At 43.1% G+C, this 25,588-nt stretch carries 19 protein-coding genes and 3 pseudogenes; 9 read left to right on the top strand and 13 right to left on the bottom strand.

Annotation, left to right across the window (positions count from 1 at the left end; all coding sequences use genetic code 11):
* Positions 1-230 precede the first annotated feature (230 nt).
* The 5 genes and pseudogenes from ACT7WV_RS17240 to ACT7WV_RS17220 form a co-directional block, all read right to left on the bottom strand.
* Positions 231-2,090, bottom strand: a pseudogene (locus tag ACT7WV_RS17240) (toll/interleukin-1 receptor domain-containing protein); the annotation flags it as partial.
* 376 nt (positions 2,091-2,466) lie between these two features.
* Positions 2,467-3,069 (bottom strand): annotated as a pseudogene (locus ACT7WV_RS25890) (toll/interleukin-1 receptor domain-containing protein); the annotation flags it as partial.
* A 186-nt stretch (positions 3,070-3,255) separates the two neighbouring features.
* Complete coding sequence (locus ACT7WV_RS17230) at positions 3,256-7,146, bottom strand: toll/interleukin-1 receptor domain-containing protein (protein ID WP_445104058.1); 3,891 nt, start codon at positions 7,144-7,146, stop codon at positions 3,256-3,258.
* Positions 7,147-7,445: 299 nt separating this feature from the next.
* A complete protein-coding gene (locus ACT7WV_RS17225) occupies positions 7,446-8,486 on the bottom strand; it encodes a DUF4231 domain-containing protein (protein WP_445104057.1) in 1,041 nt (346 codons plus the stop codon).
* Complete coding sequence (locus ACT7WV_RS17220) at positions 8,477-9,238, bottom strand: hypothetical protein (protein WP_445104056.1); 762 nt, start codon at positions 9,236-9,238, stop codon at positions 8,477-8,479. Before ACT7WV_RS17220 ends, ACT7WV_RS17225 begins: the two co-directional genes overlap by 10 nt.
* 414 nt (positions 9,239-9,652) lie before the next feature.
* On the opposite strand from ACT7WV_RS17220, the gene ACT7WV_RS17215 reads away from it, so the two are divergent.
* Positions 9,653-10,126 carry a hypothetical protein gene (locus tag ACT7WV_RS17215; protein ID WP_445104055.1) on the top strand — a complete coding sequence of 158 codons (474 nt, stop codon included), beginning with the start codon at positions 9,653-9,655 and terminating at the stop codon, positions 10,124-10,126.
* A 16-nt stretch (positions 10,127-10,142) separates the two neighbouring features.
* Here the strand turns inward: ACT7WV_RS17215 and ACT7WV_RS17210 are convergent, their stop codons facing one another.
* Genes ACT7WV_RS17210 through ACT7WV_RS17200 form a run of 3 tightly spaced genes read right to left on the bottom strand, consistent with a single transcriptional unit; the run spans position 10,143 to position 13,442 of the window.
* Positions 10,143-11,954 (bottom strand): DnaJ domain-containing protein, encoded by a 1,812-nt coding sequence (locus ACT7WV_RS17210; protein WP_445104054.1) that lies wholly within the window; start codon positions 11,952-11,954, stop codon positions 10,143-10,145.
* 28 nt (positions 11,955-11,982) lie between these two features.
* Positions 11,983-12,360, bottom strand: a complete 378-nt coding sequence (locus ACT7WV_RS17205; protein ID WP_445104053.1) for an HNH endonuclease — start codon at positions 12,358-12,360, stop codon at positions 11,983-11,985.
* A 50-nt stretch (positions 12,361-12,410) separates the two neighbouring features.
* Positions 12,411-13,442 carry a PspA/IM30 family protein gene (locus ACT7WV_RS17200; protein ID WP_445104052.1) on the bottom strand — a complete coding sequence of 344 codons (1,032 nt, stop codon included), beginning with the start codon at positions 13,440-13,442 and terminating at the stop codon, positions 12,411-12,413.
* 308 nt (positions 13,443-13,750) lie between these two features.
* On the opposite strand from ACT7WV_RS17200, the gene ACT7WV_RS17195 reads away from it, so the two are divergent.
* Positions 13,751-14,080 (top strand): DUF433 domain-containing protein, encoded by a 330-nt coding sequence (locus ACT7WV_RS17195; RefSeq protein WP_463424267.1) that lies wholly within the window; start codon positions 13,751-13,753, stop codon positions 14,078-14,080.
* Between the two features lie 3 nt (positions 14,081-14,083).
* Positions 14,084-14,425, top strand: a complete 342-nt coding sequence (locus ACT7WV_RS17190) for a DUF5615 family PIN-like protein (protein WP_445104050.1) — start codon at positions 14,084-14,086, stop codon at positions 14,423-14,425.
* A gap of 260 nt (positions 14,426-14,685) precedes the next feature.
* Here the strand turns inward: ACT7WV_RS17190 and ACT7WV_RS17185 are convergent, their stop codons facing one another.
* Positions 14,686-15,096: a hypothetical protein gene (locus tag ACT7WV_RS17185; RefSeq protein WP_445104049.1), complete on the bottom strand. Its 411-nt coding sequence runs from the start codon at positions 15,094-15,096 to the stop codon at positions 14,686-14,688.
* Between the two features lie 155 nt (positions 15,097-15,251).
* Between ACT7WV_RS17185 and ACT7WV_RS17180 the strand changes: the two genes are divergently transcribed.
* On the top strand, positions 15,252-16,472 hold the full coding sequence (locus tag ACT7WV_RS17180; protein ID WP_445104048.1) for a GUN4 domain-containing protein: 1,221 nt from the start codon (positions 15,252-15,254) through the stop codon (positions 16,470-16,472).
* A gap of 71 nt (positions 16,473-16,543) precedes the next feature.
* Here ACT7WV_RS17180 and ACT7WV_RS17175 read toward each other — a convergent pair whose 3' ends face one another.
* A complete protein-coding gene (locus ACT7WV_RS17175; RefSeq protein WP_445104047.1) occupies positions 16,544-16,966 on the bottom strand; it encodes an EVE domain-containing protein in 423 nt (140 codons plus the stop codon).
* Between the two features lie 136 nt (positions 16,967-17,102).
* Between ACT7WV_RS17175 and ACT7WV_RS17170 the strand changes: the two genes are divergently transcribed.
* From ACT7WV_RS17170 to ACT7WV_RS17150, 5 genes and pseudogenes are all read left to right on the top strand, one after another.
* Entirely contained in the window at positions 17,103-18,311 is a 1,209-nt protein-coding gene (locus tag ACT7WV_RS17170) for a Coenzyme F420 hydrogenase/dehydrogenase, beta subunit C-terminal domain (RefSeq protein ID WP_445104046.1), read from the top strand.
* A 121-nt stretch (positions 18,312-18,432) separates the two neighbouring features.
* Positions 18,433-18,918, top strand: coding sequence for an ATP-dependent zinc protease family protein (locus ACT7WV_RS17165; protein ID WP_445104045.1), 486 nt, complete (start codon positions 18,433-18,435; stop codon positions 18,916-18,918).
* On the top strand, positions 18,915-19,820 hold the full coding sequence (gene rimK / locus ACT7WV_RS17160) for a 30S ribosomal protein S6--L-glutamate ligase (protein ID WP_445104044.1): 906 nt from the start codon (positions 18,915-18,917) through the stop codon (positions 19,818-19,820). Before ACT7WV_RS17165 ends, rimK begins: the two co-directional genes overlap by 4 nt.
* 182 nt (positions 19,821-20,002) lie before the next feature.
* Positions 20,003-20,953 (top strand): succinylglutamate desuccinylase/aspartoacylase family protein, encoded by a 951-nt coding sequence (locus ACT7WV_RS17155; protein WP_445104043.1) that lies wholly within the window; start codon positions 20,003-20,005, stop codon positions 20,951-20,953.
* 868 nt (positions 20,954-21,821) lie between these two features.
* Positions 21,822-23,069: pseudogene (locus tag ACT7WV_RS17150) on the top strand (glycosyltransferase family 4 protein); the annotation flags it as partial.
* 423 nt (positions 23,070-23,492) lie between these two features.
* Here the strand turns inward: ACT7WV_RS17150 and ACT7WV_RS17145 are convergent.
* From ACT7WV_RS17145 to ACT7WV_RS17135, 3 genes are all read right to left on the bottom strand, one after another.
* Positions 23,493-23,930 carry an Hsp20/alpha crystallin family protein gene (locus ACT7WV_RS17145; protein WP_445104041.1) on the bottom strand — a complete coding sequence of 146 codons (438 nt, stop codon included), beginning with the start codon at positions 23,928-23,930 and terminating at the stop codon, positions 23,493-23,495.
* 191 nt (positions 23,931-24,121) lie between these two features.
* Positions 24,122-24,574, bottom strand: a complete 453-nt coding sequence (locus ACT7WV_RS17140) for a hypothetical protein (protein ID WP_445104040.1) — start codon at positions 24,572-24,574, stop codon at positions 24,122-24,124.
* Between the two features lie 256 nt (positions 24,575-24,830).
* Complete coding sequence (locus ACT7WV_RS17135; RefSeq protein ID WP_445104039.1) at positions 24,831-25,565, bottom strand: peptidoglycan-binding domain-containing protein; 735 nt, start codon at positions 25,563-25,565, stop codon at positions 24,831-24,833.
* Positions 25,566-25,588: the final 23 nt, after the last annotated feature.

Below are 25,588 nucleotides of genomic sequence, written 5' to 3'. Positions count from 1 at the left end.
ATGTTCCCCTTTTAATAATTTTAGTTTTAAGTAATGCTTGACTTTTGATGAGAGCTGTCTACAAGCAGTTACTTTAAGACTTCATTCACGAAAATTAATACACTTATATAAGTAGCGAGCATTTTGTTACTTCTTAATATCGTCGCAAAGCTGCTTATCACTCTCCGGGGCGTTGTACTTCAGATAATCCTTTGCCCAAGCACAGGCATCCTGCATGAGTAAATCTACGGAGTAGCGGCAGGCTGTTTCTTTTGTTGCTCCGTTGCCTGCAACCAGTTCTGAGCAATTAAAAACTCACTCCCCCGCAACAGCAAATCAGCACTTTTATCCTTCTCCTGCCATTCAATCGCCCGCTGCGACCATTTACTATGACTATGGACATGTTCCCTGTCCGTATCAAGGGTTCTCACCAACTGGTTGAAATTAGCATTGAAATCTCTCTGATTCTGATTAAAATCAATCCACTGCACCTTCGCTAATTCCGGATGCAAATTTGCCGTATTTACTTCCCGATGCAGCACCGTCACCAAGCGCTTATTTAAGCTGGCTGCATACTCCACCTCATCCCCACAGTAAGGGGAAGCCACAGAACGAGGTGAGAGAATAAACAAAAAGTTATCACAGGCTTTAATTCCCCGATTAATCTCTTGCTGAAAATCACTCCCTGAGGCAATACTTTCCTGGTCAAACCAAGTCGTTTTACCCTGCATCTGTAGGGCATCATTCAGCTTTCTGGCTAAATCAGAGTCTGCACGGGAATAGGAAATAAATACATCTAGGGACTCTAATGGCGGTTGTCGCAGACTTTCGGCAATAAATTCTTCCTGTAACTGGGTAGGTGGATGCTGTGTTCTTTTCTGTGCTACCTTCAACCAAATTTCAGCACTGCGCAGGTTATACCCCCGTAGCAGAATACTAGGATTATCGTGCTGCCTTTCCCACTTCAGCGCTTTGGTTAGTAAAACCTTATGCTCGTTATAATAGGCTTCATCCTGATGCAGAATCCTCAATAACTCACTTTCATCAAGTAAGTAATCTTCTTCTTTTGAATTATCCGTCAGGTCAATATACTGCAAATCCCGCAACTCATTCGGTATCTGTTTCGATGAAGTTTCCCGCACCAACACAGGTATAATCCGCTTATTGAGGGATAGGGCATAATTTAATTCCCGCTGAGTAAAATCCGACTTTACCGAATCAGGGGAAAGCAAATAAACCAAATTATCTGCCTGTTCAATTCCCCGCCTAATCGCCGCCTCGAAGTCTTCCCCGGTTTTAATATCAGTTTTATTCGTCCAAACGGTAATACTTTCTCGCCGCAAACTCCTACAAATCTTCTCCATTGTCCCCCTGTCCTCATTGGCATAGGAGATAATTACCTGAGTCATCAAGTTATTAGCATTCTTGATGCTTTCAGTGATGTACTCGCAATGCAAATCATTAGGAAGACACGGGGATTGCTCATCTTTGAAGCGTCTTTTTAACCAAGCTTCTGCTTGTTGTTTATCATCCCCAACTAGCAAATAGTTCGTTTGTCTTTGATGCCTCTCCCACTCCAAAGCCTTGGCTAAAAACTGGGTATGCTGCTTCACATAATCAGCATGACGCTTGAATAATTCAATTAAACCCGCCAAAGACTGTTCAAAATCATCAATTCCCTCTCGAAAATACACCCAATTAATCTTGCTAATTGTCGGGTGCATATTCTGGAAAGCGGAATGCTTCCCTTGTGCTGTGTACGCTTCCCACTCTTCGTCAGTACCATGAGGAAATCTCTGCTGCCAGGTTTCCCGACTAATTTGCTCAACGTGCAATAAAGGAATAATCCGTTTATTACGCTTAATTGCTAGCTCGATTTCTTTACCACAATAGGGAGAATTAACAGAGTGTGGCGCAATAATAAATAAGAAATTATCAGCTTTCTCAATGCCATCATCAATTTGATTTTGGTAATCGACCCCAAGGGGAATATCATTGAAGTCAAACCAAACCTTTAACTCTTGTTCGAGTAAGCGAGTCTGAAGTTTTGTAGCAAATGCTTTACTATCTGCACGTCCGTAGGAGATGAAGGCATCAAATAAATTGGGCATTTTCAGGCAGCTGCACAGAAAGGAAGGGTCAGGGGTCTCAGCCTTGGGTCAGACTATACAATAATCTGCCTTGAGAGAGATGAAACGTCAAGGAAAATGTTATTATGTGAGTCCTGCTATTTTTGAGTTCCGATCCCGTCGCAGAGGGTGCGATCGCTCTGTGCAACCATTTTGTATGATTGCGTAAATGTTCCCGATCAGTATCGAGTGTCCTCACCAATTGTTTAAAATTATCGTTAAAGTCCCGCTCATTGTGATTAAAATCAATCCACTGCACTTTGTCTAACGCTGGATGTAAATCTGCCGTGTTTACCTCTCGATGTAGCACCGTCACAAAGCGCTTATTTAACTCCGCTGCATACTCTACTTCATCCTTCTTGATACTTTCGGTGATGTATTCGCAATGCAAATCGTTAGGAACACAAGGGGGTTGCTCGTATTTAAAGCGTCGCTTCAACCAAGATTGTGACTGTTGTTTCTCTTCCCCAATTAATAAATAGCTAGTTCTTTTTTGGTGCCGTTCCCACTCCAGAGCTTTAATTAAAAATTGAGTATGCTGTTTGACATAATCAGTTTGATGGTTAAGGGTATTAATTAGTTGGGCAAAAGACGCTTCAAAATCATCAATATCTTCTTGGAAATAGATCCAGTTAAGTTTACGAATAGTCGGATGAATCTTGTCCCGATCTGATTTGATATGCACCAAAGGGATAATACGTTTGTTGTATTTAAGAGCCAGTTCAATCTCTTTTAAGCAATAAACCGAATTAACCGCATGAGGTGCAACGATAAAAATGAAGTTATGCGTTCTCTCAATGCCATCATCAATCTGTTGTTGCCAGTCTACCGCAGGGGGAATGTCGTTCTGGTCAAACCAGACTTTTAAACCAAGTGCTGTTAACCTTTGATGTAGCTTCGTAGCAAAAGCTTTACTATCTGCTCGCCCGTAAGAGATGAAGACATCGAAAAACGTTGTCATGATGAAGCACTCACAGAAAACCAAGGATCAAGCCTATCCCTAATTTGTGCTACAAGAATTGCCTGCCGTTTTACGCAAAAGACAATCGCCTTAACATTTGTTGACATCCCTGCGTTTAGGGGTGCCTATCTACTTAACACTACCAATAAAGACACTCAGGTTCCAGAAAGAAAGCAACGAACATTTCTAATTAATGCCATTACACACAGCCTGATCCTCCTCGGGAGCATTATTATTTAAATAATCCCCAATCCAGTTACAACCCCTAGAGAGGAGATTATCTAATCCTCCCACTTGCCATAATTTAATTGTGCCGTCTTCTCCAGCAGTAGCTAAAGTACTACCATCAACATTAAAACTGGTACTACTAACCCTGCCTTGATGCCCTTTAAAGGTAATCAATTCTTTACCAGACAAGTACCATAATTTAGTGATACCATCCTGTCCAGCAGTAGCCAGAAGACTACCATCAGGACTGAAACTGATACTAATGTCCTCGCCTTGATTAGTTGGAAATACTGATAACTGTTTTCCTGAAGAGTCAGACAAAAAGACTGTACCGAAGTTGCCGCCATAGTTACCAACGCTAGCTATTAATAGCTCGCCATCGGGAGTAAAACTAACACTTCTTACGAGATCTTGTCTGTATTCTGCTAACTGTTTGCCAGATAAATCCCACAAACGAACTGTGTCGTTATCTCCTGCGGTTGCTAATCGCTTGCTATCTGGGCTAAAACTAACACTAATCGCTTCCTTTTGATGTCCTGGGAATTGGGCTAACTGCCTACCAGAAGCATCCCACAAGGCGATAGTTCCGTCTTCTAAGGCTGTAGCCAGTTTGTCACCGTCTGGACTAAAACTAATGCTGTTAACCTTAGTTTGAAGTTGGGGGAATTGAGTTAACTGCTTCCCTGCTAAATTAAACAAGCGGAAAGTACCGTTATTTGATACTGTAGCTAGTTGCTTACCATTCGGACTAAGACTGATGCTGGTTGCCTCGCTTTGAAGTGACTGTAATTGATTCAACTGCTTGCCTGCCGAATCCCACAGGCGTACAGTATTATCAGCTCCCGAACTAGCCAATTGCTTGCCATCAGGACTAAAAATTACGTTCCAAACACTACCTCGATGTCCTTGAAACTGATTTAGTTGTTCACCAAACAAACTCCACAAGCGGACAATACCATCAGAACCAACAGTAGCTATTTGCTGACTATCGGGGCTAAAACTGACGCTTCTCGCCTCACTTAGTCCGATTGGTTGCGGTGATGGCTTCTGTTCTAAATTCCACAAGATAGCATAACCACTTTCTTCTCCATACAAACCCACCAGTTTCTTGCCATCAGGGCTAAAAGTCACATCTAAAATCTGACCTTGACCTTGTGTTTTTAATTCTGCGATCTGCTTTCCTGATAAATCTAACAAACTGAAATTGCCGTAATCTTTAATAGTAGCTATTAGGAGTCTACCATTGGGACTAAAACCAATATTGAGTACTCCATACATAGGTCCTTTATATTCAGCTATTTTCCTCCCTGATAAATCCCACAAACGAGCAGCACCGTCACTGCTGGCGGTAGCTAATTGCTTCCCATTGGGACTAAAGATCATGCTGGTAACTGTATTTTGATGCCCCTTAAATTGAGCTAACTGCTTGCCTGAAGAGTTCCATAAACGAACAGTGCCATCATTTTCTGCGGTTGCCACTAACTTCCCATCGCGGCTAAAACTGACGTTGACAAACTGGTTTTGATGCCCTGGAAATTGGGCTAATTGCTTACCTGAAGCATCCCACAAATTAACCATCCCATCAGCACCTGCGGTAGATACTAGTAATTGCTTACTATTAGGAGTAAAAACAAAGTTCTTAAACCTACCTTGAGGCACTTCTAAACGGTTGCGTTCTTTTGCTGAATAAAAAACTTTACGCAGCGTTCCTATCACTCTATTATTTAGAGAAGCTTCTGGTCTAAATAGTTGCAAAACTGGATGGTTAAGTTTTTGCCCTGTCCGTAAGCTGCTCACTAATGCATCTAACTGTTGATTGGAAAGTAATTCTGCTTCTGAAGATGCTCTATAAGCACGAATTTGAGCAATTAAACTGTTTCTATACAAAAACCCAGCTAAGACAGATAATCCCGTAGTTACTATTGCTGCACTCAAAGCAAGTGTCGTTAGTTTCTGAGCAGCTTTGCGTTGTTTCCTTTCGTACTCTAGCTCTTTTTGTTGACGTTTTTCTTCTTGCTTCAAGAGGTAAGTTTGTAACTCCTCGCTAGCCTCAATATATGCTGTTTGTAAGTCCGTGGCGGGTGGCTGCTTATTCTGCTGTTGAGTTTCCTGTAACCAGGCTTGAGCAATCGCTAATTCACTACCACGCAGTAGCAAGTCAGCACTTTGGTCTTTTTGCTTCCATTCTAGCGATCGCTGCGACCATTTAGTATGATTTCTGACATGCTCTCTATCAGTATCTAGAGTTCTAATTACTTCACTAAAATTGGCATAAAAATCTCCTCCATGCCGTTGAAAATCAATCCATTGCACACGGCTTAGTGCCGGATGTAACTCTGATGACGGTTTTTGTCCGTAGAGTACCGTGACAAAACGCTTATGCAACTTCTGTGCATATGCCACCTCATCATCACAATAGGGCGAGGAAATTGAGTTTTGGGAAATAATAAACAGAAAGTTTTCCGAAGCTTCAATACCGCGATAGATTTCTTGCTGGAAATCAGTTCCCGGTGGGATACTTTCTTGGTCAAACCAGGTAGTTTTACCCTGTAACTGTAGTGCCTCGTTTAACTTCCGAGCAAAGTCAGAATCAGTGCGAGAATAAGAGATAAAAACTTCGGGTGATGATTCTGTTGGTTGCTTAGTACTTTCAGCAATAAACTCTTCCTGTAAGGGAAGCGGCGGATTGTTGCGCCTTTTTTGAGCAACAGCAAACCAAGATTTATAATAATCTAAATTGTAGCCTCTTAATAAAATACTAGGATTTCTGTTCTGTTCTTGCCATTTGATGGCTTTGACTAACAGTAGTTTATGGTCTTGGTAATAGGAGGCATCTTGACTTAATTCCTTTAATAACTTAGCAACACCACTACGGTATTGGGCAGTATCTTGATACTCGGTCAAGTCGATAAATTGTAAGCCTTTAAGCTCTGGCGGTGACTGTACTAAGTCGGTTATACCTACGAGAACGGGAATAATACGCTTATGGTGAGCGAATGCGTGTTCTAGTTCTTGCTGGCAGTATTTTGACCTAATCGATTCTGGAGAAATTAAGTAGACAAAGTTATCTGCTTGTTCAATACCTTTATTAATTTCGTTTTGATATGCCGCGCCAGTTTTAATATCAGTTTTATTCGTCCAAATAGTTAATCCTTCTCGCATTAAGGTTCTGCCAATTTTCTCCCTGATGACTTGGTCTTTATCTGCATGAGCGATAAACACTTCAGTCATCAAGTTATTGGCATTCTTGGTGCTTTCGCAAATAAACTCGCAATGTAAGTCTGTAGGCACACAAGGCGGTTGCTCGTCTGTAAACCTTACCCTTAACCAAGATTCTGCTTTAATACGCTCTGATTGAATCAACAAATATTTGTTTTTTTGATGATTTCTTTTCCACTCCAAGGCTTTCGCTAAAAACTGGGTATGTTGTTCCACATAATCAGCATGCTGACGGATCGAATTAATTAGTTTTTCAAAAGACGCTTCAAAATCATCAATGTCTTCTTGAAAATAAATCCAGTTCAGCTTACGAATAACTGGATGAATCTTGTCTTTATCTGATTTGACATGCACCAAAGGGATAATACGCTTGTTGTATTTAAGAGCCAGTTCAATTTCTTTGAGGCAATAAACCGAATTAACCGCGTGGGGTGCAATGATAAAAATAAAGTTATGCGTTCTCTCAATGCCATCATCAATCTGCTGTTGCCAGTCTACAGCCGGTGGAATATCGTTTTGGTCAAACCAAACTTTTAAGTCAAGGGAAGTTAATTTTTGATGCAGTTTGGTAGCAAAAGCTTTACTATCTGCTCGTCCGTAAGAGATGAAAATATCAAAAAAACTGTTCATTTTTTTAGCCTATAAAATAGTTAGGTATTGCTGAAGACTGGGACAAGTCTATAAGTGGCAAAACCTGCGATTTTGAGTTGCTAAATATTTTTAGATACCAAATCCTACTTATTATGCAGACTGGCAATTTTTTGTAACATTTACCACGAACTTGACTTTGCAGACAGACTCTATGATTAGACTACACAGGAACAACCCCGAATTCCGCAAAAAAAATTATTTCAATTGCTCTCCCAGTTGAGAGCTACTATAAAATTGAAATGCTGTATACACCAGCGTCTGGCTCGTAGTATCAATTTTCAATTTTCAATTTTCGATTTTCCATTTTCAGAAGCTTTCTGGGCTTCACTATAGAGCTCCATTAGGGCATCATTCATCTCTTGTACCCAGCCAGCATTTTCGCTTTGGATGGTTGTTTCAGTACTCATCACTAATAGCTCGAAGTTCTCTAATTTTTCTTGGCTTGAGAGCGCATGCCACCAAGTGCTAATATCGTACAAATCATCGGCGGCTTGGTTGTAAGCAATCAAAGTTGCCTCAACTCGTTTGAGTTCTAGGAAACCGGAAAATGCTGCGGTTAATGCAGTACTAAAAGTGACCCAAATTTCTTGCCCAACTGCTACTATAAAAGTACCAGCACCTCCTAAAAGATAAATTCCCCACTGAAAGTAATGTAACTGTTTGTCGAGTTGTCTAGCGTGCTGGCGATACCACTGAAACTGTTCTTCCAGCCGCCAGACAAGATACTTTTCGGGGGTGAGATCAGAAAATTTGTCGTCTTGATCTTTGTTGATAAGATTCGCTAGAGGCTTCTGATTCTTACTTTTAGATAAAGGTTTTTCCTGCGTGATTTCTCCCTCGTAGGGGTTGAGACTACTCTGGTGAATTGGAGTTCCTTTAAGCCTTTGACTAATTAGCTTGAGCTTATTAGCTAATTTAATATCACGCGAATTCTTATCAGAATAATTCCCAACTTGCGCCCGATAGCAATAAATCTCCTTTTTCATTAATTCGGCACTACCTCGCAGGAGAATCCAATTGTTACCTTTGTCAAACTTAACCGCACCTGCCATTAGGACGCTGAGAGTAATTGGCACTAACAACAGAAAGACGTGAATCACCGTGGCAACCTGCTCAGCAACAGAGACTTTCTCCAACACTGAGTTAGTTACAGCTAGAAAGGTTGCCAACACACTCAAAACCAGAATCCCGATACGCAAGCGAAAGAAACGACGCTGAGCAGCTTGGGCATTTTTGCTATAAGTACGCTGTCGCTCCCAAGCCTGTTGGAGAGTTGTACTCGGTGGTGGGGAGTCTGTCGCCTCTATTTCTAACGCCATGTCAGTCCCTTTTGTGTTAACCACTCCCTGAGAAGTTGACTCAACTCTGTCAATGGCTCTGAGAGGTCAAACAATGTCAAATGACCTTCCTGTAACAGTTTCGTAATCAGCTCTCTTGCTTGCTGTTCTGGATAGCGCGATGCTCTAGTAATTTCATCTGCTAGCCTACCACTACCAGCGAGGACTACCAAGGGTCGTCCCGCTTTGATGTTTTCCGAGGCATCTACCAAGGCAATCTCCCCACCATTAGCTAATACCGTAATCGATGGGGCTTCTCCTGCTAGAGTAGTAGCTACACGGCTGAGCCAGGGAGATTCGTCACCCCAAGTAGAGCCAGGAATCAACACAAAGTGAGTATGATTAGGCTCCAGGGGCGTTTTCTCAGTAGACACAGGCGGTGCATCAGGAAGTACAATTCTACCTACTGGGGCAATACCAACTAAAGGAAAAGTGCCAGCAATCTCAGCGCGAGCTTGTCCCATCATTTGCATCACCCCGGCGTCTGTGCCGCCATCCACTACCAACGCCTGTAACTGTTGTGCGATTGGGGCGAGTACTTCGACAAATAATTGATCCAGACGAGCTAGACTCTCCTCACTCATCTTGCTGGCACCTCCTATTACCACTAAGACAGGACGCGAGCCTTGAAGACCAATCTGGCTGAGGGCAGCAGGCAAGTCTCCAGAGTCATCCACTTCTATAGCACAGGCCTTTTGCCCATTGGAGAAGGTGAGATTGAGATGCTCTTTCATGAGATAATTAAATATCCAATATATTAAACTTTGCGGACATCTTTGCAAAGATTGCCTTAGTGAAGCATCTGGCAAGAGTTATCGCTCTTAAGCTTAGGCGAGAAATTAATATAATCGAATTCTGGTTCAACTTTCAGACAAGCTTGAGTCTAGGTCTAGCTAAGTACCCTACCGATGGGCTAACTCTCCAATTTGTGTATCAAGCTGCTGTGGGAGTATTGGCGTAGCGTTGGCTTGACCCTCAGTATTCAGGCAAATAAACTGTAGCTGGTAGTTCTTATGAGCCGATGTAAATCAACTCCAGGCGATCGCTTCTAGTAAAATTTCAGACTTCTTTGGGCAATCCCTGTTTAGTCCAATAATTAATTTATACGTAGCTGATAACACAGATTAGCTGTTAGAGGTAATCAGAAGATGAGGAAAATACTCTACATACTCATTGGTCCAAAAGGCTCAGGAAAAACCTATATCGGCAGTCAAGTCAATAAAAATACAGAGATACATTTCTTAAGAGTAGAACCGATATGGTTGAAATTAGCGCCTGGTGAGAATGGTTGGGAAAGAGTTGAGCAGGAAATAGATCAAGAGTTTCAGCAGCATCATCAGGTGATGATTGAAAGTTTGGGAGCAGGCGAAGGTTTCAATCGGCTGCATTCCTCGTTAAGAAATAAATACGAAATCAAGCTAATAAAAGTTTATTCTGATTTAGAAGAGTGTTTGAGAAGGGTGAAAAATAGAGATAATGCCGATCACATCCCGGTATCAGATGAGAAAGTAGAAGAATACAATAAGATAGCAGCAAGCATTAACCATCCATGGGATGCAGTTATTGATAATAATAGTTGGGCTACTGACGAAGATATTCTTAGGGTCATTGAATCTATATAACGAGTCTCAATAAGTTCTACAACTTAGATAAAACTCTTTTCGTAACTCCTAGATTACTTAATATTTTGAGAAACTTTTCATAGGCTTTATTAATTTCCTGCATTTTGGCGATCGCATTAGCAGAAGGGTTGATATCTGGGTGATACTGCCATGCTAATTGTCGGTAAGCTAGTTTAACGGTATGAGGTTCAGCATCTATTTCCACGCCCAAAACTTCCCACCATTCTCCAGAATATAGGGTATCTGGGATAGATTCGTCATCGCCAAGTATTTGATGCCAAATTTTAATTTTTCCGCTTTCAGTGCCACTGATGAGAATTTTGCCATCAGGATTAAAAGTAACAGGACTGCATCCGCAAAGAGTTTGAATCAACTCGCCAGTATTTATCTGCCAAAGTTTGACAGATTTTCTGCTACCACTAGCTAGGATACTACCATCAGAACTTATTGCCAGGGAAAAGATGGGAGTTGATTGTCCCTCAATGGTGCGAATTAATTCCCCTGTGCCGAGATTCCATAATTTAATCGTGCCGTCTGTACTAGCGCTAGCCAAAGTATTGCCATCAGGAGTGATCACAACAGCAGTTACCCAACCGGAATGTCCAGTAAGAATGCGAGGTTGTTGATAACTATCAATAGACCACAGCCTAATAGTTTTATCTGCACTACCACTAGCAATAGTTTGACCATCCGGAGTTATAGCAACAGACCAAACTGTATCTAAATGTCCAGTTAATTTTCGTTTGAATTCCCCAGTAAAACCACCCCACAGTTTGATAGTGCGATCGCCACTAGCACTAACAACAATTTTTCGGTCTTGGCTGAAGGCTATAGAGGAAACAAAACCCAAATGACTGTAAGGTGAATTGCGCTGAAAAAAAGAGCAGACTAGTGCTTTAGTCTCTAATTTCCAACTAGTAATCATGTTGTCGAAGCCACCAGCAACAAGTGTTTTACCATCTGGACTAATAGCAACAGTACAAACCTCTCCAGCTTGTCCAAAAAATGTAAATATCTGTTTTCCTGTTTTCAAGCTCCACAAACTAACTGTTTTATCTTGACTGCCACTAGCCAGGGTTTGTCCATCGGGACTAACGGCAATAGCATTAACTGAAGCTTGATGTCCTGGGAGAACCTTTAGACATTTCCAACTTTGAGATGTTTTAGCATCAGTGGGAGTAATTTCAGTGGCAATTTCAGAGTTAGTAAATTCACTAGTAGTTTGATTTTTTGCTTCCGTTGCTTTAATAGTTTGATTGTCTAAATTTTCTTTTAGTGCTTCTAATTCCTCCTCTACTTCTAGAGCAGCAAATTTTTGCTTCCAAGTCCATTCAGCATAGACTGGATCTAACTCTAAAAGTGCTTGGGTATAGGCTTCCATTTCCAGCACCTTACTTTCCATCCGTCCCAAGGCATCTACAGCACCCGCCATCCGTTGTCCTGGCTCTTGTTTAAATGCCTTATAAAAACCATAAATACCAAGTCCAACTACTCCCCCGGCTGCTGCCATTGTCCCCATACCAATGCCAACTGCGCCAAAGCTTCCAGCTAATCCCATACCGCCAATAGTGGCAGATACACCAGCACCAGCAGTCGCACCAATTCCTATGGCACCCAAAGCAACAGCATCGCCTTCTTCTATTGCTTTAAAAGCACCAAAAGCAGCAGCACCGGCAACCGCACCAGCAGCAGTAACGGGAGCCATACCGATACCAACTGCGCCAAAGCTTCCAGCTAATCCCATACTTCCAATGGTGGCAGATACACCAGCGCCAGCAGTTGCACCACTGGCAATGAAAACAACACTTTCTTGGGAATTTTCTGCCACTACTTTTTTCTCCTAGAGGTTTGGTACTTTACTTCAATCGGCGCGCACCCTTACCTCGATTGCAATCAAAACACAGCGTTTGCAAATTGCTGAGATTGTTGCTTCCGCCTTGGGAAAAAGGCACAATATGATCTACTTCTAGCTTTACTTCTCGTGAACTGCGACCGCAAGAAATACATTTGTGACCATCTCTGTGCAAAACGGTATAACGGACTGATGCAGGAATGTAACGCGATCGCTTTTCTGTTCCTTGTTTATATTTAGGCTTCGGTTTAGATTTAGCCGTAGATTTTTCAGTCTTAGGCTTTGTCGGTTTATCAACTTTTTGACTATTAGCTTGAGTCACTAAATCTCGAAGCACACCTCTCACAATTCTTTGCAAAGGATTAAGCTTTTTTCTTGGCATTGGATCATCTTAACTTTATAGATTATCAATTAGCTTTGCAGTTCTTCTAGTTAGTCATCTACTGATGAATCAGAAGTCAAAAATAATTCTTGCTCCTGTTTGTAGGCATCGCTGTCTAATAGCTGTGCCTTCATAGCTGCTAACTCTTCATTGATGTTACTCTCGGCTTCAAAAGCAGCAAATTGAGCTTCTAAGTTCGCAGATTCTAACTCGTCAATTGCTTGAGAACAAGCTTCCATTTCTAATACTTTATCTTCCAGTATCTCACAGGCGGCCATAGCATTGTTGGTGCTGCTGTGGAGTTGCTCATTAAGCTTTACCACTGTCAAGCGTGCCTTGAGTTCATCTCTTTTAGTCTTGGCTTGCTCCAATTTTTCTTTGATCGCTGCAAGGTTGTGTTTGAGGGTACTCACCTGAGATTCTTGCTGTTCGAGCTGAGCTTTTAGTACCTTCACTTTTTCAGCCTGACTCTTCTGGCAAATAATTGCCTGACGTGCCAAAGTATTATCGCCATTTTGCAGAGCAAGCTGAGTAAGTTCTTGCCACTTATTTACTTCAGCTTGAGTTTGATTACTCTGTTGCTGAGTGCGTTTTTGTCTGGCAAGGGATTCGATAAAAGCAAGATGCAACTGCAATAAAGCCTGTTCCATTTCAGTGATCGCCTGATCAAGACACTTTTCTTCATCTGTGCCTTGTTGCAGAATTTGATCTAAAGCATGTGTACCAAGTCCAAGCAGACTACCACCTATTGCCACAGGTGTTGTGCCACCACTTACTATTGCTTCCAGTGCTGCTGCACCTAATGCTGAGACATTTTCCCCTTCAATTACCTTTTTGGCTTCATCAGCGGCTACACCAGCAACAGCGCCAGCTCCTGCAACTACAGCAGAACCAATTGCCATACCAGTTCCAGCAACCGCTAATCCTATCCCGCCAACTGTCGCAGAAATGCTAGCACCTACCGCTGCTGCTCCCGCGATCAAGGCGGCTCCTTCTCCTGTATCATTGCTAGAATCTTTGCTTTCAGGAGTATTCAAATTAGCTTTAACTGCTTGGCTAATACGATCAAATAGTTGTCCCATTGCTTTATCTATATGCGGGTGGAATGTTTACAGTAGCGTTAATTCCTAATGCAGATAGATGCTGGCACTTTCAGGATGAGAGGGAGCCAATAATTTTTTATCCCTGGTTATAAGAAACTTATGAGTTTTCAGATTTACAATACTCTTAAGCCTTCCTTCTATTATCAACATAATTGATGATTTTGGCATTGAGAAGCTTCTTCAATTCATCAACTCTTTATATTTTCGATAAATATTATTAAAATATGGCAAACTTGTTATCAAGCGATCGCTACAATCAAAGTAATTCTCCATCATCCCTATTCTTCATGACTCACCAGGAACTCAAACATCAGCTTCTCACTCTATCTCTTTCTGACAAAGCAGAGATTATTGAGAGTCTGACTAAAACCCTAAGCACGGGTGCAAAAGGAATCACCAAAACTCCTGGTGTTTGTGGGGGAGAAGCTTGTATTACGGGAACCAGAATTGCTGTTTGGCTACTAGTTGAAGCACAACGGATTGGCATTAGTGAAGCCCAACTCTTGCAAGACTATCCTCATATCACTGCTGCCGATTTAGTCAATTCTTGGGCGTATGCAGATGCCCATCCCGAAGAAATTGCAGCAGCGATTTGCGCCAATAATGAGGTTGCTTAACCAGTGGCGCGTTTGTATGCTGATGAGCAGTTTCCCAGATTAGTTAGTGAGTTACTTCGGACGATAGGACATGATGTCTTGACAGTGCAAAAAGCTGGCAATGCTAATTTGGGTATCCCTGATGAAGATGTCTTAGCTTTTGTAATCAATGACAATCGTGCAGTTGTAACCCTCAATCGTCAGGATTTTATTCGATTACACCGCGTGAATTCCGAGCATTTCGGTGTCATTGTCTGCACTAACGATACCGATAGAACTCGGATGGCAAATCGTATCAACGAAGCGATCGCTGCTGAGGAATCCCTGCAAGGTAAGTTGATTAGGGTTGTGCGCCCTGTAAGTTGAAAAGATCGCCGAAATCAAAAGGCATAAATGAGAGGAAGCAAGATAAAGCGATCGCCACTTAAGTGATGCTTGCAAAGTCAGTCACACTATCATTTTTCCCAGTTGTATCCACCGAAAGTAGAGTGTTTTTGGGAATAGCAAAAGCCCTCCGTAAATTCAACGAAGGGCTATAAAAGTTAGGTTATGGAAATGTTATGTGGTGTTATCAAAGAACTACTACACAAATTTTGGCATTCTAAAAACTACTTTGATGTTTGGGCTTAATCATGATGATGATTTTCCCATAAGCGGTATGCACCATAGCCAACTGCCGCTGTTGCAGCCACTGGAGCTAGTATTGGTGCTGCTACTGTAGTTGCTGCTGTAGTTGCTGCTTGTCCAACCACAGTAATTCCAGTAATACCTGCCGCAGCTACACTTCCACCACTTCCAGTAGCGAGAAGCGTTACGGCACTGCCACTAATCACTCCTGCCGTGAAGGCTGCTGTACTGCCACAGCTTGTCTCACAGTTGAAAGTAACGGAATCTATATCTACAAGGGAGTCTATATCTACAAAATTTCCTAAAGCACTAGCTGGAGCAGGAAAACTCAGCAGCATGCTAGTAACTAACAGTACTGAAACTAGGCAAGTCACAATTAGTTTTTTAGTGTTTTGAAACATAGGTTGCATTGATCTTTCCCTCACAAACGGTTATCAACAGTTCATATTTTCAATATCGCTGTTGGATGTTTGCGATCGCGTTTGCGTATGTATCTTTTCTAATTAAATTTAAAAGACAGAGTAATAATGGTGGAATCTCCAACTTTTTTTCAGGATAAGGAGTTATGAGCAGCATTATTGGGGTGATAACTGTAATAGCCAGTGCAGTAGTAGCGGGAGTTTTAGCGTGGTGGGTATCAAAGCAGCACCAGCGAAAAGAGAACAAGCAATCTGAGAAAGCAGAGCGTCGCCTACTAGATCAACTACAACAAGAAAGACTTCAACGTGAAGCCATAGAACGCCAACGTACAGAGGAACAACAGCAACGCGAAGCATCCGAGCGTCGCCGACAAGCTCAACTTGAACAAGAAAGACAACAGCAACGCGAGGAAGCACAGCGTCGCCTACGAATTCAACTTGAACAAGAAAGACAACAGCGCCAAGCCATAGAACGCCAGCGCACAGAGGAACACCAACAACGCGAGGAATCCGAGCGTCGCCTACAAGCTCAACTTGAACAAGAAAAACAACAGCGCAGAGAAAGGGAACAGCAATACCGCCAGAAACACCAGCAACGTGAAGAATGGGAAAGTTTGAAAGATGAATTAAAACATACTGAGGAGACAATTAAAAATGGTATAAATGATTTGAAACATGGTGCAGGGACAATTAAAAATGGTATAAATAATGGTATAGATGATTTAAAAAACTCTCTAAATAACTCCTTCGGCTCGTTTACTAATCCAACCTCAGCAGCATCTCAGAAACCTTCAGAGAATAGTTTTACAGATGAACTAAAAGATAGTAAAAATAACCTGGAAAACTCTCTGGTTAACTTCTTTGGTAAGCTTTCCAGTCCATCTTCAGAAAAAACGCCAACATTTGTTTCAAGGCTTTACGAACTCCTGAAATCTGGAAAATGGGAGGAAGCTGACAAGGAAACACTCAGCATTATGCTAAGGCTGGCAGACCGAGAAAAGGAAGGTTGGCTTGATGTACCATCCATCGAAAACTTCCCAAGCGAACCACTTCGTATTATTGACCAACTTTGGCTAAAATACTCCAACGGTCACTTCGGATTTAGCGTTCAAAAGCGCATTTGGGAAAGCGTAGGAGGAAATCTTGATGCTGACGATAAAATTCGTCAAGCCTTTAGCGATTGCATAGGATGGCGCCTCAATGAAAACTGGCTGCAAGTCGATGACCTTAACTTTAAACTATCAGCGCGTGTGGGACATCTACCTGCTGTTGCTGTCAGGTTGGGTGGATTGAGTTGGGGTATAGATGGGTTTTGGTGGGACAGGAGGAACGCCTACGAGTTTCTTTTATCTCGGAAAGACTGGTAATAAGAAAGAAGAGATTTCTTATAAATCCACGAGCAAAGAATATATTGTTGACCCATGATGATTATTGAGCCTTATCCCTTTAACTCATGAACTCGCTGCCATTCTTGAGGTATAACCTTATAATTAGTTCCATTAGGCACGCGAATCACCTGCAAAGCTTTCAGTGTAGAGTCCTGTTTTAACTGTTCCCGCAATAGCGGCTTTTCTAACAACTTAGTTGTGAAGCGAATTATTGCTTGGGGTTTAGTACCAAGACGACTCTTATCAATCCAGTACCCAATATCCGGTACTTTTGCCAACATCTGAGGCGGTTCAATAATTTCTGCGATCGCATAAATCCCTGCATCTTGTCCCGCTTTCCAAATCAGCACCCCATCACCAACCGCAATATGCTTAGCATAGCGAGTCACCAACCAGGGCATTTGCTCGAAATCCCGAATTGCATCGATAATGCAGTAATACTTAGGATTGCCTTGAAAAAGCCAGTATGCCATTAACCCTCACTCTTTGATATCTAATCTCTCGGCCTTCTTCCACCATATCTTCTCTGTGAGTCATGTTTAGCATTGTTAAGCTCATCTCTCAGGGCATTGTGAGAAAATTAACCAGAGTTTAAAAAACGGCCTTTCAATGACTTCAGTCACTCCCAACCCAGCCCAGCATCAAAAAGCCAAAGCCTTAAAACCAGGGGCTCAACGCCCAGCGAAGGAACTTTGTAGCGAATGTGGACTTTGTGACACACACTATATCCATTATGTTAAGGAAGCTTGTGCCTTCTTAAATCAGCAAATTCCTGAACTAGAAACACAAACCCATGGGCGTAGCCGCAATCTGGATAACCCCGATGATTGGTACTTTGGTGTTCGCCAAGATATGATGGCGGCGCGAAAAACCCAACCAATTGAAGGGGCACAGTGGACAGGGATTGTCAGCAGCATCGCCATTGAAATGCTGACCAGTGGCAAAGTTGAAGGTGTCGTCTGCGTACAAAATACCAAGGAAGACAGATTTCAACCGATGCCTATTATCGCCCGTACTCCAGAAGAAATTCTGGCAGCACGGGTCAATAAACCCACTCTTTCCCCTAACCTTTCTATCTTGGAACAAGTGGAAAAATCCGGCATGAAACGCCTGTTGGTAATTGGTGTTGGTTGCCAAATCCAAGCCTTACGAGCAGTTGAAAAACAACTAGGTCTAGAAAAACTCTATGTCTTAGGCACGCCTTGTGTCGATAATGTTACTCGTGCAGGGTTGCAAAAATTTCTGGAAACTACCAGCCGTTCCCCGGAAACAGTGGTGCATTATGAATTCATGCAAGACTTCCGGGTTCATTTTAAACATGAAGATGGTTCTATTGAAATGGTGCCTTTCTTTGGCTTGAAAACCAATCAACTCAAAGATGTTTTTGCTCCTTCTTGCATGAGTTGTTTTGACTATGTGAACTCCTTGGCAGATTTAGTCGTAGGCTACATGGGTGCACCTTTTGGCTGGCAGTGGATTGTCGTGCGCAACGATACTGGACAGGAAATGCTGGATATGGTGCAAAACCAGCTAGAAACACAGCCAGTGATCTCCCAAGGAGACAGAAAAAACGCTGTGCAACAGAGTATTCCTGCCTATGACAAAGCCGTGACTCTGCCGATGTGGGCTGCCAAAATGATGGGAGTCGTCATTGAAAAAATTGGGCCGAAAGGGTTAGAGTATGCTCGCTTCTCGATTGATTCTCACTTCACCCGCAACTATTTATATGTGAAGCGCAATCATCCAGAGAAGTTGGAGGAGCATGTTCCAGACTACGCCAAACGAATAGTCGGGCAGTATAAATTGCCTGAATCTTAGATGAAGAGAGTCAGTTCTTATTAGTAAATACTGACTTTCTTCCTCTCCGTAAGACCAAATCTACAGTTATGGTCACCATAAGCTTGCGGAGATTTTTTGATGGCAAGAGGCAAAACCTAAAGTGAAATTTTCTTCTCAAGAACAATTGCCAATTATTGGCTGGCGAGAGTGGCTTTCTTTACCGGATATTGGCATTACCCAAGTAAAAGCAAAAATTGACACCGGAGCACGTTCATCCACCTTACATGCCTTTGATGTTGAAACTTTCCAACAGAATGGGAAAATGATGGTTCGGTTCAAGGTACATCCCTACCAAAGAGATACCCATCGAACCGTGTTTGCAGAAGCCGAACTTTTAGACAAGCGAGAGGTTCGCAGTTCCATCGGACATACTCAGCTGCGACCCGTCATCCAGACTACTGTAGATCTAGCAGGTAGACTGTGGCCGATAGAACTAACCTTGACTAATCGGGATGTAATGGGCTTCCGTATGTTGCTGGGGCGTCAAGCAGTGCGCAGACGCTTTTTGGTGGATGCGGCTGGGTCATTCCTGCAAAGCTCAACTAGGAGTAGCAAACGCCAACAGGACAAAGAACAACAACTATGAAAATTGTCATTTTATCTCAAGATGCTTCGCTATACTCCACTCAACGCCTTAGGGAAGCTGGGGAGCAACGAGGTCATGAGATGCGTATAGTTGATTACGTACGCTGTTACATGAATATCACTTCCCACAAGCCAGCCGTAATTTACCAAGGCAATCCCTTAGATGATGTTGATGCGGTTATCCCTCGCATCGGAGCTTCCAAGACGTTCTACGGCACAGCGGTAGTGCGACAATTTGAAGTAATGGATGTCTTCAGTGCTAACGAATCTCAGGCAATCTCCCGTTCCCGCGACAAATTGCGCTGCTTGCAAATTCTCTCCCGTGAAGGAATTGGTTTACCAGTTACCGGTTTTGCCCACTCCACAAAAGATATTGACGGCTTAATTGAAATAGTCGGCGGTGCTCCTTTAGTGATCAAACTACTAGAGGGAACTCAAGGAATTGGGGTAGTCTTAGCGGAAACCCACCAAGCAGCCAAATCGGTGATTGAAGCTTTTCGCGGCTTAGATGCCAATATTTTGGTACAGGAATTCATTAAAGAAGCCGGAGGTATGGATATTCGCTGTTTTGTAATTAATGACAAGGTAGTGGCATCCATGAAACGGCAAGGTGCAGAAGGTGAATTTCGCTCGAATTTGCACCGAGGTGGGAAAGCTGAAAAAATTAAACTGACACCAGAGGAACGCAGCACAGCAATTCGGGCAGCTAAAGCCATGGGACTGAGAGTTGCAGGTGTAGATCTGCTACGCTCAAATCACGGGCCGGTGGTGATGGAGGTAAATTCTTCCCCTGGTATCGAAGGCATTGAAAAAGCCACTGATGTAGATGTTGCTGGCAAAATAATTGATTTTTTGGAAAAGAATGCCGCTAAAGGTAAAAATCGCGATCGCATCCAGTATTGAATTGTTATTTGTTTTCTAGGAGATGGGTTGAAGGTTGTCAGATTGAGCCGGGAAAGTTTCAACCCAGCCGGAACTGCATACTCAGGTTAAGCATAAGGTAAATTGCGATCGCCTTGTTTAACCTGTAACCTTCAACCTAGGCTGCGCCTAGCTGTATTAACTAACCTTTAAGTTTTTAATTAATGAGCAATATTGACGTGGGTGGTATCACCATTGCGCCGGGAGAACGCAAGCGTTTAGAAATTCCCGTCGCCCGTCTGCCAACACAAACTATGGTTTCTTTACCGGTAACTGTAGTCAACGGTATTCAAGATGGCCCTAGACTTTGGTTAAGCGCCGCGATCCACGGTGATGAAATTAATGGCGTGGAAATTATTCGCCAAGTTCTGGAAAAAATTAAGCCTAACTCACTACAAGGAACGCTGATTGCTGTGCCGATTGTCAATGTCTTCGGCTTTATCGAACAGTCGCGCTATCTCCCTGATCGCAGAGATCTCAATCGTTCCTTTCCTGGTTCCCCCCGTGGTTCTTTGGCTTCCCGGTTGGCTTACCTGTTTATGAAAGAAATAGTCAGTCGTTGTACCCACGGCATTGATCTTCATACCGCTTCTGATCATCGGACAAATCTGCCACAAATTCGCGCTAATTTGGATGATGCGGAAACCTATCGTTGTGCCCAAGCCTTTGCTGCTCCACTACTGATGCATGCCACCATCCGTGATGGTTCTCTGCGACAAGCAGCAACTCAACAGGGTATTCCCGTCTTGCTATATGAAGCTGGTGAAGCTCTCCGGTTTGATGACAAAGCAATCGAGGTTGGTGTCGAAGGAATTATGCGGGTGATGGGACGTTTGGGAATGGTGCAGTGGGAGAGATCACAGACATCAATGACCCCAGTGGAAGTGACTGAAAGCAGATGGATTCGTGCCTCCCATAGTGGGATTGTGCATTTGAAAGTGGCGTTGGGTCAAAGAGTCCAGAAAAAACAGTTACTTTGCTTCATTACTGATGCTTTTGGCGAAACTAGCTTCAAAACTTACGCTCCTTGCGAAGGCTTAGTCATCAGTCATACCCAAAATCCCTTGGTGAGCCAGGGAGATGGCATGTTGCACCTGGCAGTCTTGGGTAACTAGGCTGCAGTTGCGATCACAGCAGCCATGACTAGATTCTTGACTAGATGTCATCAACGCTTTTCTTGTTGCTATTAGGAATTTGGTAGTGTAGAATACTTTCATTGGTAAAAAATAAATTCCTAACTCTTCAACCCCGTGGAGGGAGGTTGAGTGTAAGAGGTAAAACGCATTCTCATCGGCAGAATAAATTACTCCTAAAAAATACTCTAAGTCGGCAGATTCTGAGAGTTGTAATCGAATTCGGGTGTTGTACGGCGACCATGGCAAGCAGTTGGCTGTTTTTTGCCAATGGTCTGTTTAATCTCAGATTAATATGCATTAGCTGACTTGAGCAGCGATCACGTAAGGACTCCGTAAGCCCTTGCGCTAGCAGTCATCTCTAAACAGTCACAAGAGAGCGACTTCTTGTAATCGTTGCGGCGGTGGGAGTTGCTACAACTGTCGTAGCTGCTAGTTTCTAAATCAGGTTTTCAATTTTCTCTGCCAATTCATTGGGTTCTAGCAACATTTGAAACCTCTTCCTGCTCTACTTAATCAAAAGGCAGGGTGGTTGCTGTGGCAAACCTTTGCTGAAAAGGTACGAGAAGATGGGCAAATGCAATTTACCTTTGGCTCTTGACTCCTCTGGGGCAGGGTGCGTACTACTATGGCATCAACAACAAATTATCAACAAGTGTGCTTTGAGGTGCTGATTTCCCTGAGGCACCCCCAGCATCGCTTTTGCTCCCGCACCTGTCAACCTACGGGGAACCAAAAGAGTAGGACAGGAAAGAGAAAAACTTCAGCTTCCCTGACTAGAGCTAACCAAGCTTGAATTCTCAAGCTTCCTAGTCAGTCTACAAGTTGATTAAATTCGGGAGATAAAACAATGGCTCGTCTGAATCAGCAGCGTATTGCCCTAATCTCTGTTCATGGAGATCCGGCAGTGGAAATTGGCAAAGAAGAGGCTGGGGGACAGAATGTCTACGTGCGTCATTTAGGAGAGACACTGGCGCAGCAGGGATGGCAGGTTGACATGTTTACCCGCAAGGCTGATTTTGAGCAACCTAGGGTAGTTGAACATAGTCCCAATTGCCGAACCATTCGTCTTGTGGCTGGACCAGAGAAATTTGTTCCACGAGACGAAATCTTTGGCTATTTGCCTGACTTTGTTCAAGCCTTCTTAGACTTCCAGGAAACATCGGGGATCAAGTATTCCGTAGTTCATACCAATTACTGGCTCTCAGCTTGGGTAGGTATGCAACTCAAGAAACTTCAGGCTGTCAAGCAAGTTCACACCTACCACTCCATTGGTGCTGTCAAGTATCAGTCAGTGGCAACCATCCCCTTAATTGCCAATACTCGTCTAGCAGTGGAAAAAGCCTGTCTCGAAACAGCAGATTACATCGTGGCAACTAGTCCGCAGGAGCAAGAACACATGCGAACCTTGGTTTCTACTAAGGGAAAAATTAATGTGATCCCCTGTGGTACTAATCTACAACGGTTTGGCTCTGTTTCTCGAGAAAGCGCGCGTCAGCAGTTAGGTATTGCCCCTGAGACTAAAGTCGTCTTATATGTGGGGCGCTTTGATCAGCGCAAGGGGATTGAAACGTTAGTAAGAGCTGTTAGTCTTTCTCAATTACGCTCTTATGGTCAACTCAAACTGATTATCGCTGGTGGCTCTCGTCCTGGTCACAGCGATGGTCGAGAACGCGATCGCATTGAAGGTATTGTAACTGAACTGGGCATGAGCGACTTGACCACTTTCCCTGGTCGCCTTGATGATCAAGAGCTGTTAGTTTACTATGCTGCTGCGGATGTCTGCGTTGTTCCCAGTCATTACGAGCCTTTTGGTTTAGTAACTATCGAAGCAATGGCCAGTGGAACTCCGGTTGTCGCGAGCAATGTGGGAGGTTTGCAGTTTACTGTTATTTCAGAAGAAACAGGTTTGTTGGTTCCACCAAAAGATGAAGTCAGCTTTGCCCAAGCGATTGACCGTATTTTAAGTAATGCAGAGTGGCAGAAACAGTTAGCTCAAGCAGCCAGGAAGCGAGTAGAGAATTGCTTTAGTTGGGAAAAAGTAGCATCGCAACTCACTGAAGTTTATACGCAATTGTTACAGCAACCAGCTAAAGAGTCAAATCGGCTAGCTTCTAAACAGTTACTACTTCTAGCGGGTCAACTGCAACTTTTTGCTGCTTCGGTAAAGTTAAGGAAGCCAGAACACAAGGGTCAGAAAATGCAGAAAACTCTGAGCCTTGGTTTTCCAGATGTTCCTTAACTGAACTCATATCTAGCTAGAAAATCGGTTTGCAGGTTGGAAATTTTGATCTTTGGTTGTGAGCTACTGCTCATCGGAGTCTTGCGGACTGGTTTATTAGTCAAATAATCAATTCTCTAAGCCCCGGAGGGCTAAAAACTTAGCTTATTCAACCAAGATTTCCATCTACAAAGTGGGAATTTGAATAACTAGCCCGGAAGTTTATTTCCGGGCTAGTTGAGTAACTAATTTACAGGGATGCAACAGTTTCAGGGAAGACCAATCTCTCGTCAAAAAAGATTAACCGAGGTTAACTTTGACGACTTTGTTCTTTTCATCTTCTGCTTTTGGCAGTGTGAGATTCAAGATACCATTCTTGTATTCTGCTTGCACTTGAGTATTTTCAACTCGTGCTGGTAAAGGAATCACACGGCGGAATTTACCGTAACGGAATTCAGTGCGAGTTACGCCTTTTTGTTCAGTGTTAGTTTGGGTTTTGCGTTCACCACTAATTGCTACTGCTTGGGCCGTAACTTGCACGTCCAAATCCTGGGATTCCATACCCGGTACTTCCAGTTGCAGGTGGATAGCTTCGGGGGTTTCTTTCATCTCAGCTAGTGGTACAAAGGTAGTTCCCACACCTTCTCCATTAGCGGGAGTTAAGCTGTCAAACAAACGGTTCATTTCCCGTTGTAAGGTGTCCATTTCCCGCAGAGGTTCCCAACGAATTAGTGTCATGATATTTGTCTCCTACAGGGAGTGAAAAGTTTGATCGTTGAGGCGACAATCAAATCTTTGCCTCTGATACTGAGAATAGATGAAAATAGGCTCAGCTATATCCGGTTTTAAGAACTGTCTTTAGGGTAATTGCCGTACCAAAAGTATCTCACTGCCAAATAAGTAAATATTTCTGTGGTGATAATGAGGTTTTACTGACGGCTACTATAAGCTCCAGAGTAGGGCACAATATTACGAATAGTGCCATCCGGGCCAACAGGTATCCAGCCAGTTCTGGGATACCGAATCTGAGCCCATAGATTGTTGTAGCTATCTAGTCTAAAGGTTCCTTCCAGACAGACAACCTCGCCATTTTTGACATACCCCACTTTATTGTTGTAAGCAAAATTCGGCTCTTGGTGTATATTCAAACCAGTACTACGTGGGTAATTCACCTGGCGATCTCTACCAGAGCAGTAATTGTACTGAGGTTGTTGTCGATAATCGGGTTGCTGGCGATAATCGGGCTGCTGAAGATAGTCGGGCTGTAGGTTATCTTGGGCAGTAACACTCGATAGAGGAGTGAAAACAGACGCTAGAGCAATTGCTCCTACCAAAATTTTGAGAGGTTGATTGAGCCGAAAGATGTGCTTTAGTGCTGACATAGGACTACTTGAAGAATTTTAGCTACATTTATATATTTCTTCTCAAGATTTACTTTGTCCGGAGAATTTCACACCAGAAAATTTTTGATATCTACTGTAGCGTTATTAATCTAGCTTTTTAAAGCTACCAAAATCGCCGCAAAGCACAGAGGCTTCACAGCGATTTTGACAAACTTCCTCCCCACTCTTGAGGAGCTTAGTCCATAGTCAAATAGCAGATGTGGCGGGTTGTTTCACCTATAGCCACGCTATTAAGCTACTTGGGATACCCAATAAAAGGCTCCGGAGCATCAGTCTCAAAAAAGCTGGTGGACTTCTTAGGGGTAGTAGCCTTTTCTGGTGTGACAGTATTTTCTTCTGGTACAACAATCTTTTCTAAGGTTGGTGTAAGCTCTTGTTGGCTAACAGCAGGTAAAGCCGCCAGAGTTTGTGGACCAACAATTCCGTCTACTTTCAGTCCTTTTTCTTGCTGAAATTGTCGGACAGCAGCTTCAGTCTTCTGGTCAAAGATACCATCATCACCGCCGGAGAAGCCCGCTATTTCCAGACGTTTCTGAATGGTACTGACTTTTTCGTCGCGAGTCCCTAAACTCAACAAACTTGGAGAAGATTGGCTAAATTCTGGATTGCGATTATCCAAGGAAGCCTGAGTGTTTGTTCCTACGACGCCGTCTGGTGTCAGCCCTTGAGATTGCTGGAATCTGATCACAGATCTTCTAGTGACTGGACCGAAATAACCAGTAGCATTTCCCTGAAAGTAACCCAATTGAGCTAGACGCTGTTGGAGGGAAGAGACTTGTGAGCCACTATCCCCCTGCTGAACGAAGGCAAATGCCTGAGTAGCAGTTCCTAAAATGCCCAAAACAATAGTTAAGGGGATAAATCCGTTAAAAATTTCCGGACGCTTGCGAGTGGTTTCTTTAACTGTGTCATCTGTGGAAGTTGGGACTTCGTCTGCTAAGGCAAGATGAAGATAAGCGAGTGTTTCCATGGCTGTTGAGGAGCATTAATACA

Source organism: Symploca atlantica LB2515 (assembly GCF_052546295.1).
This window is presented reverse-complemented; position numbering and strand designations above follow the sequence as displayed.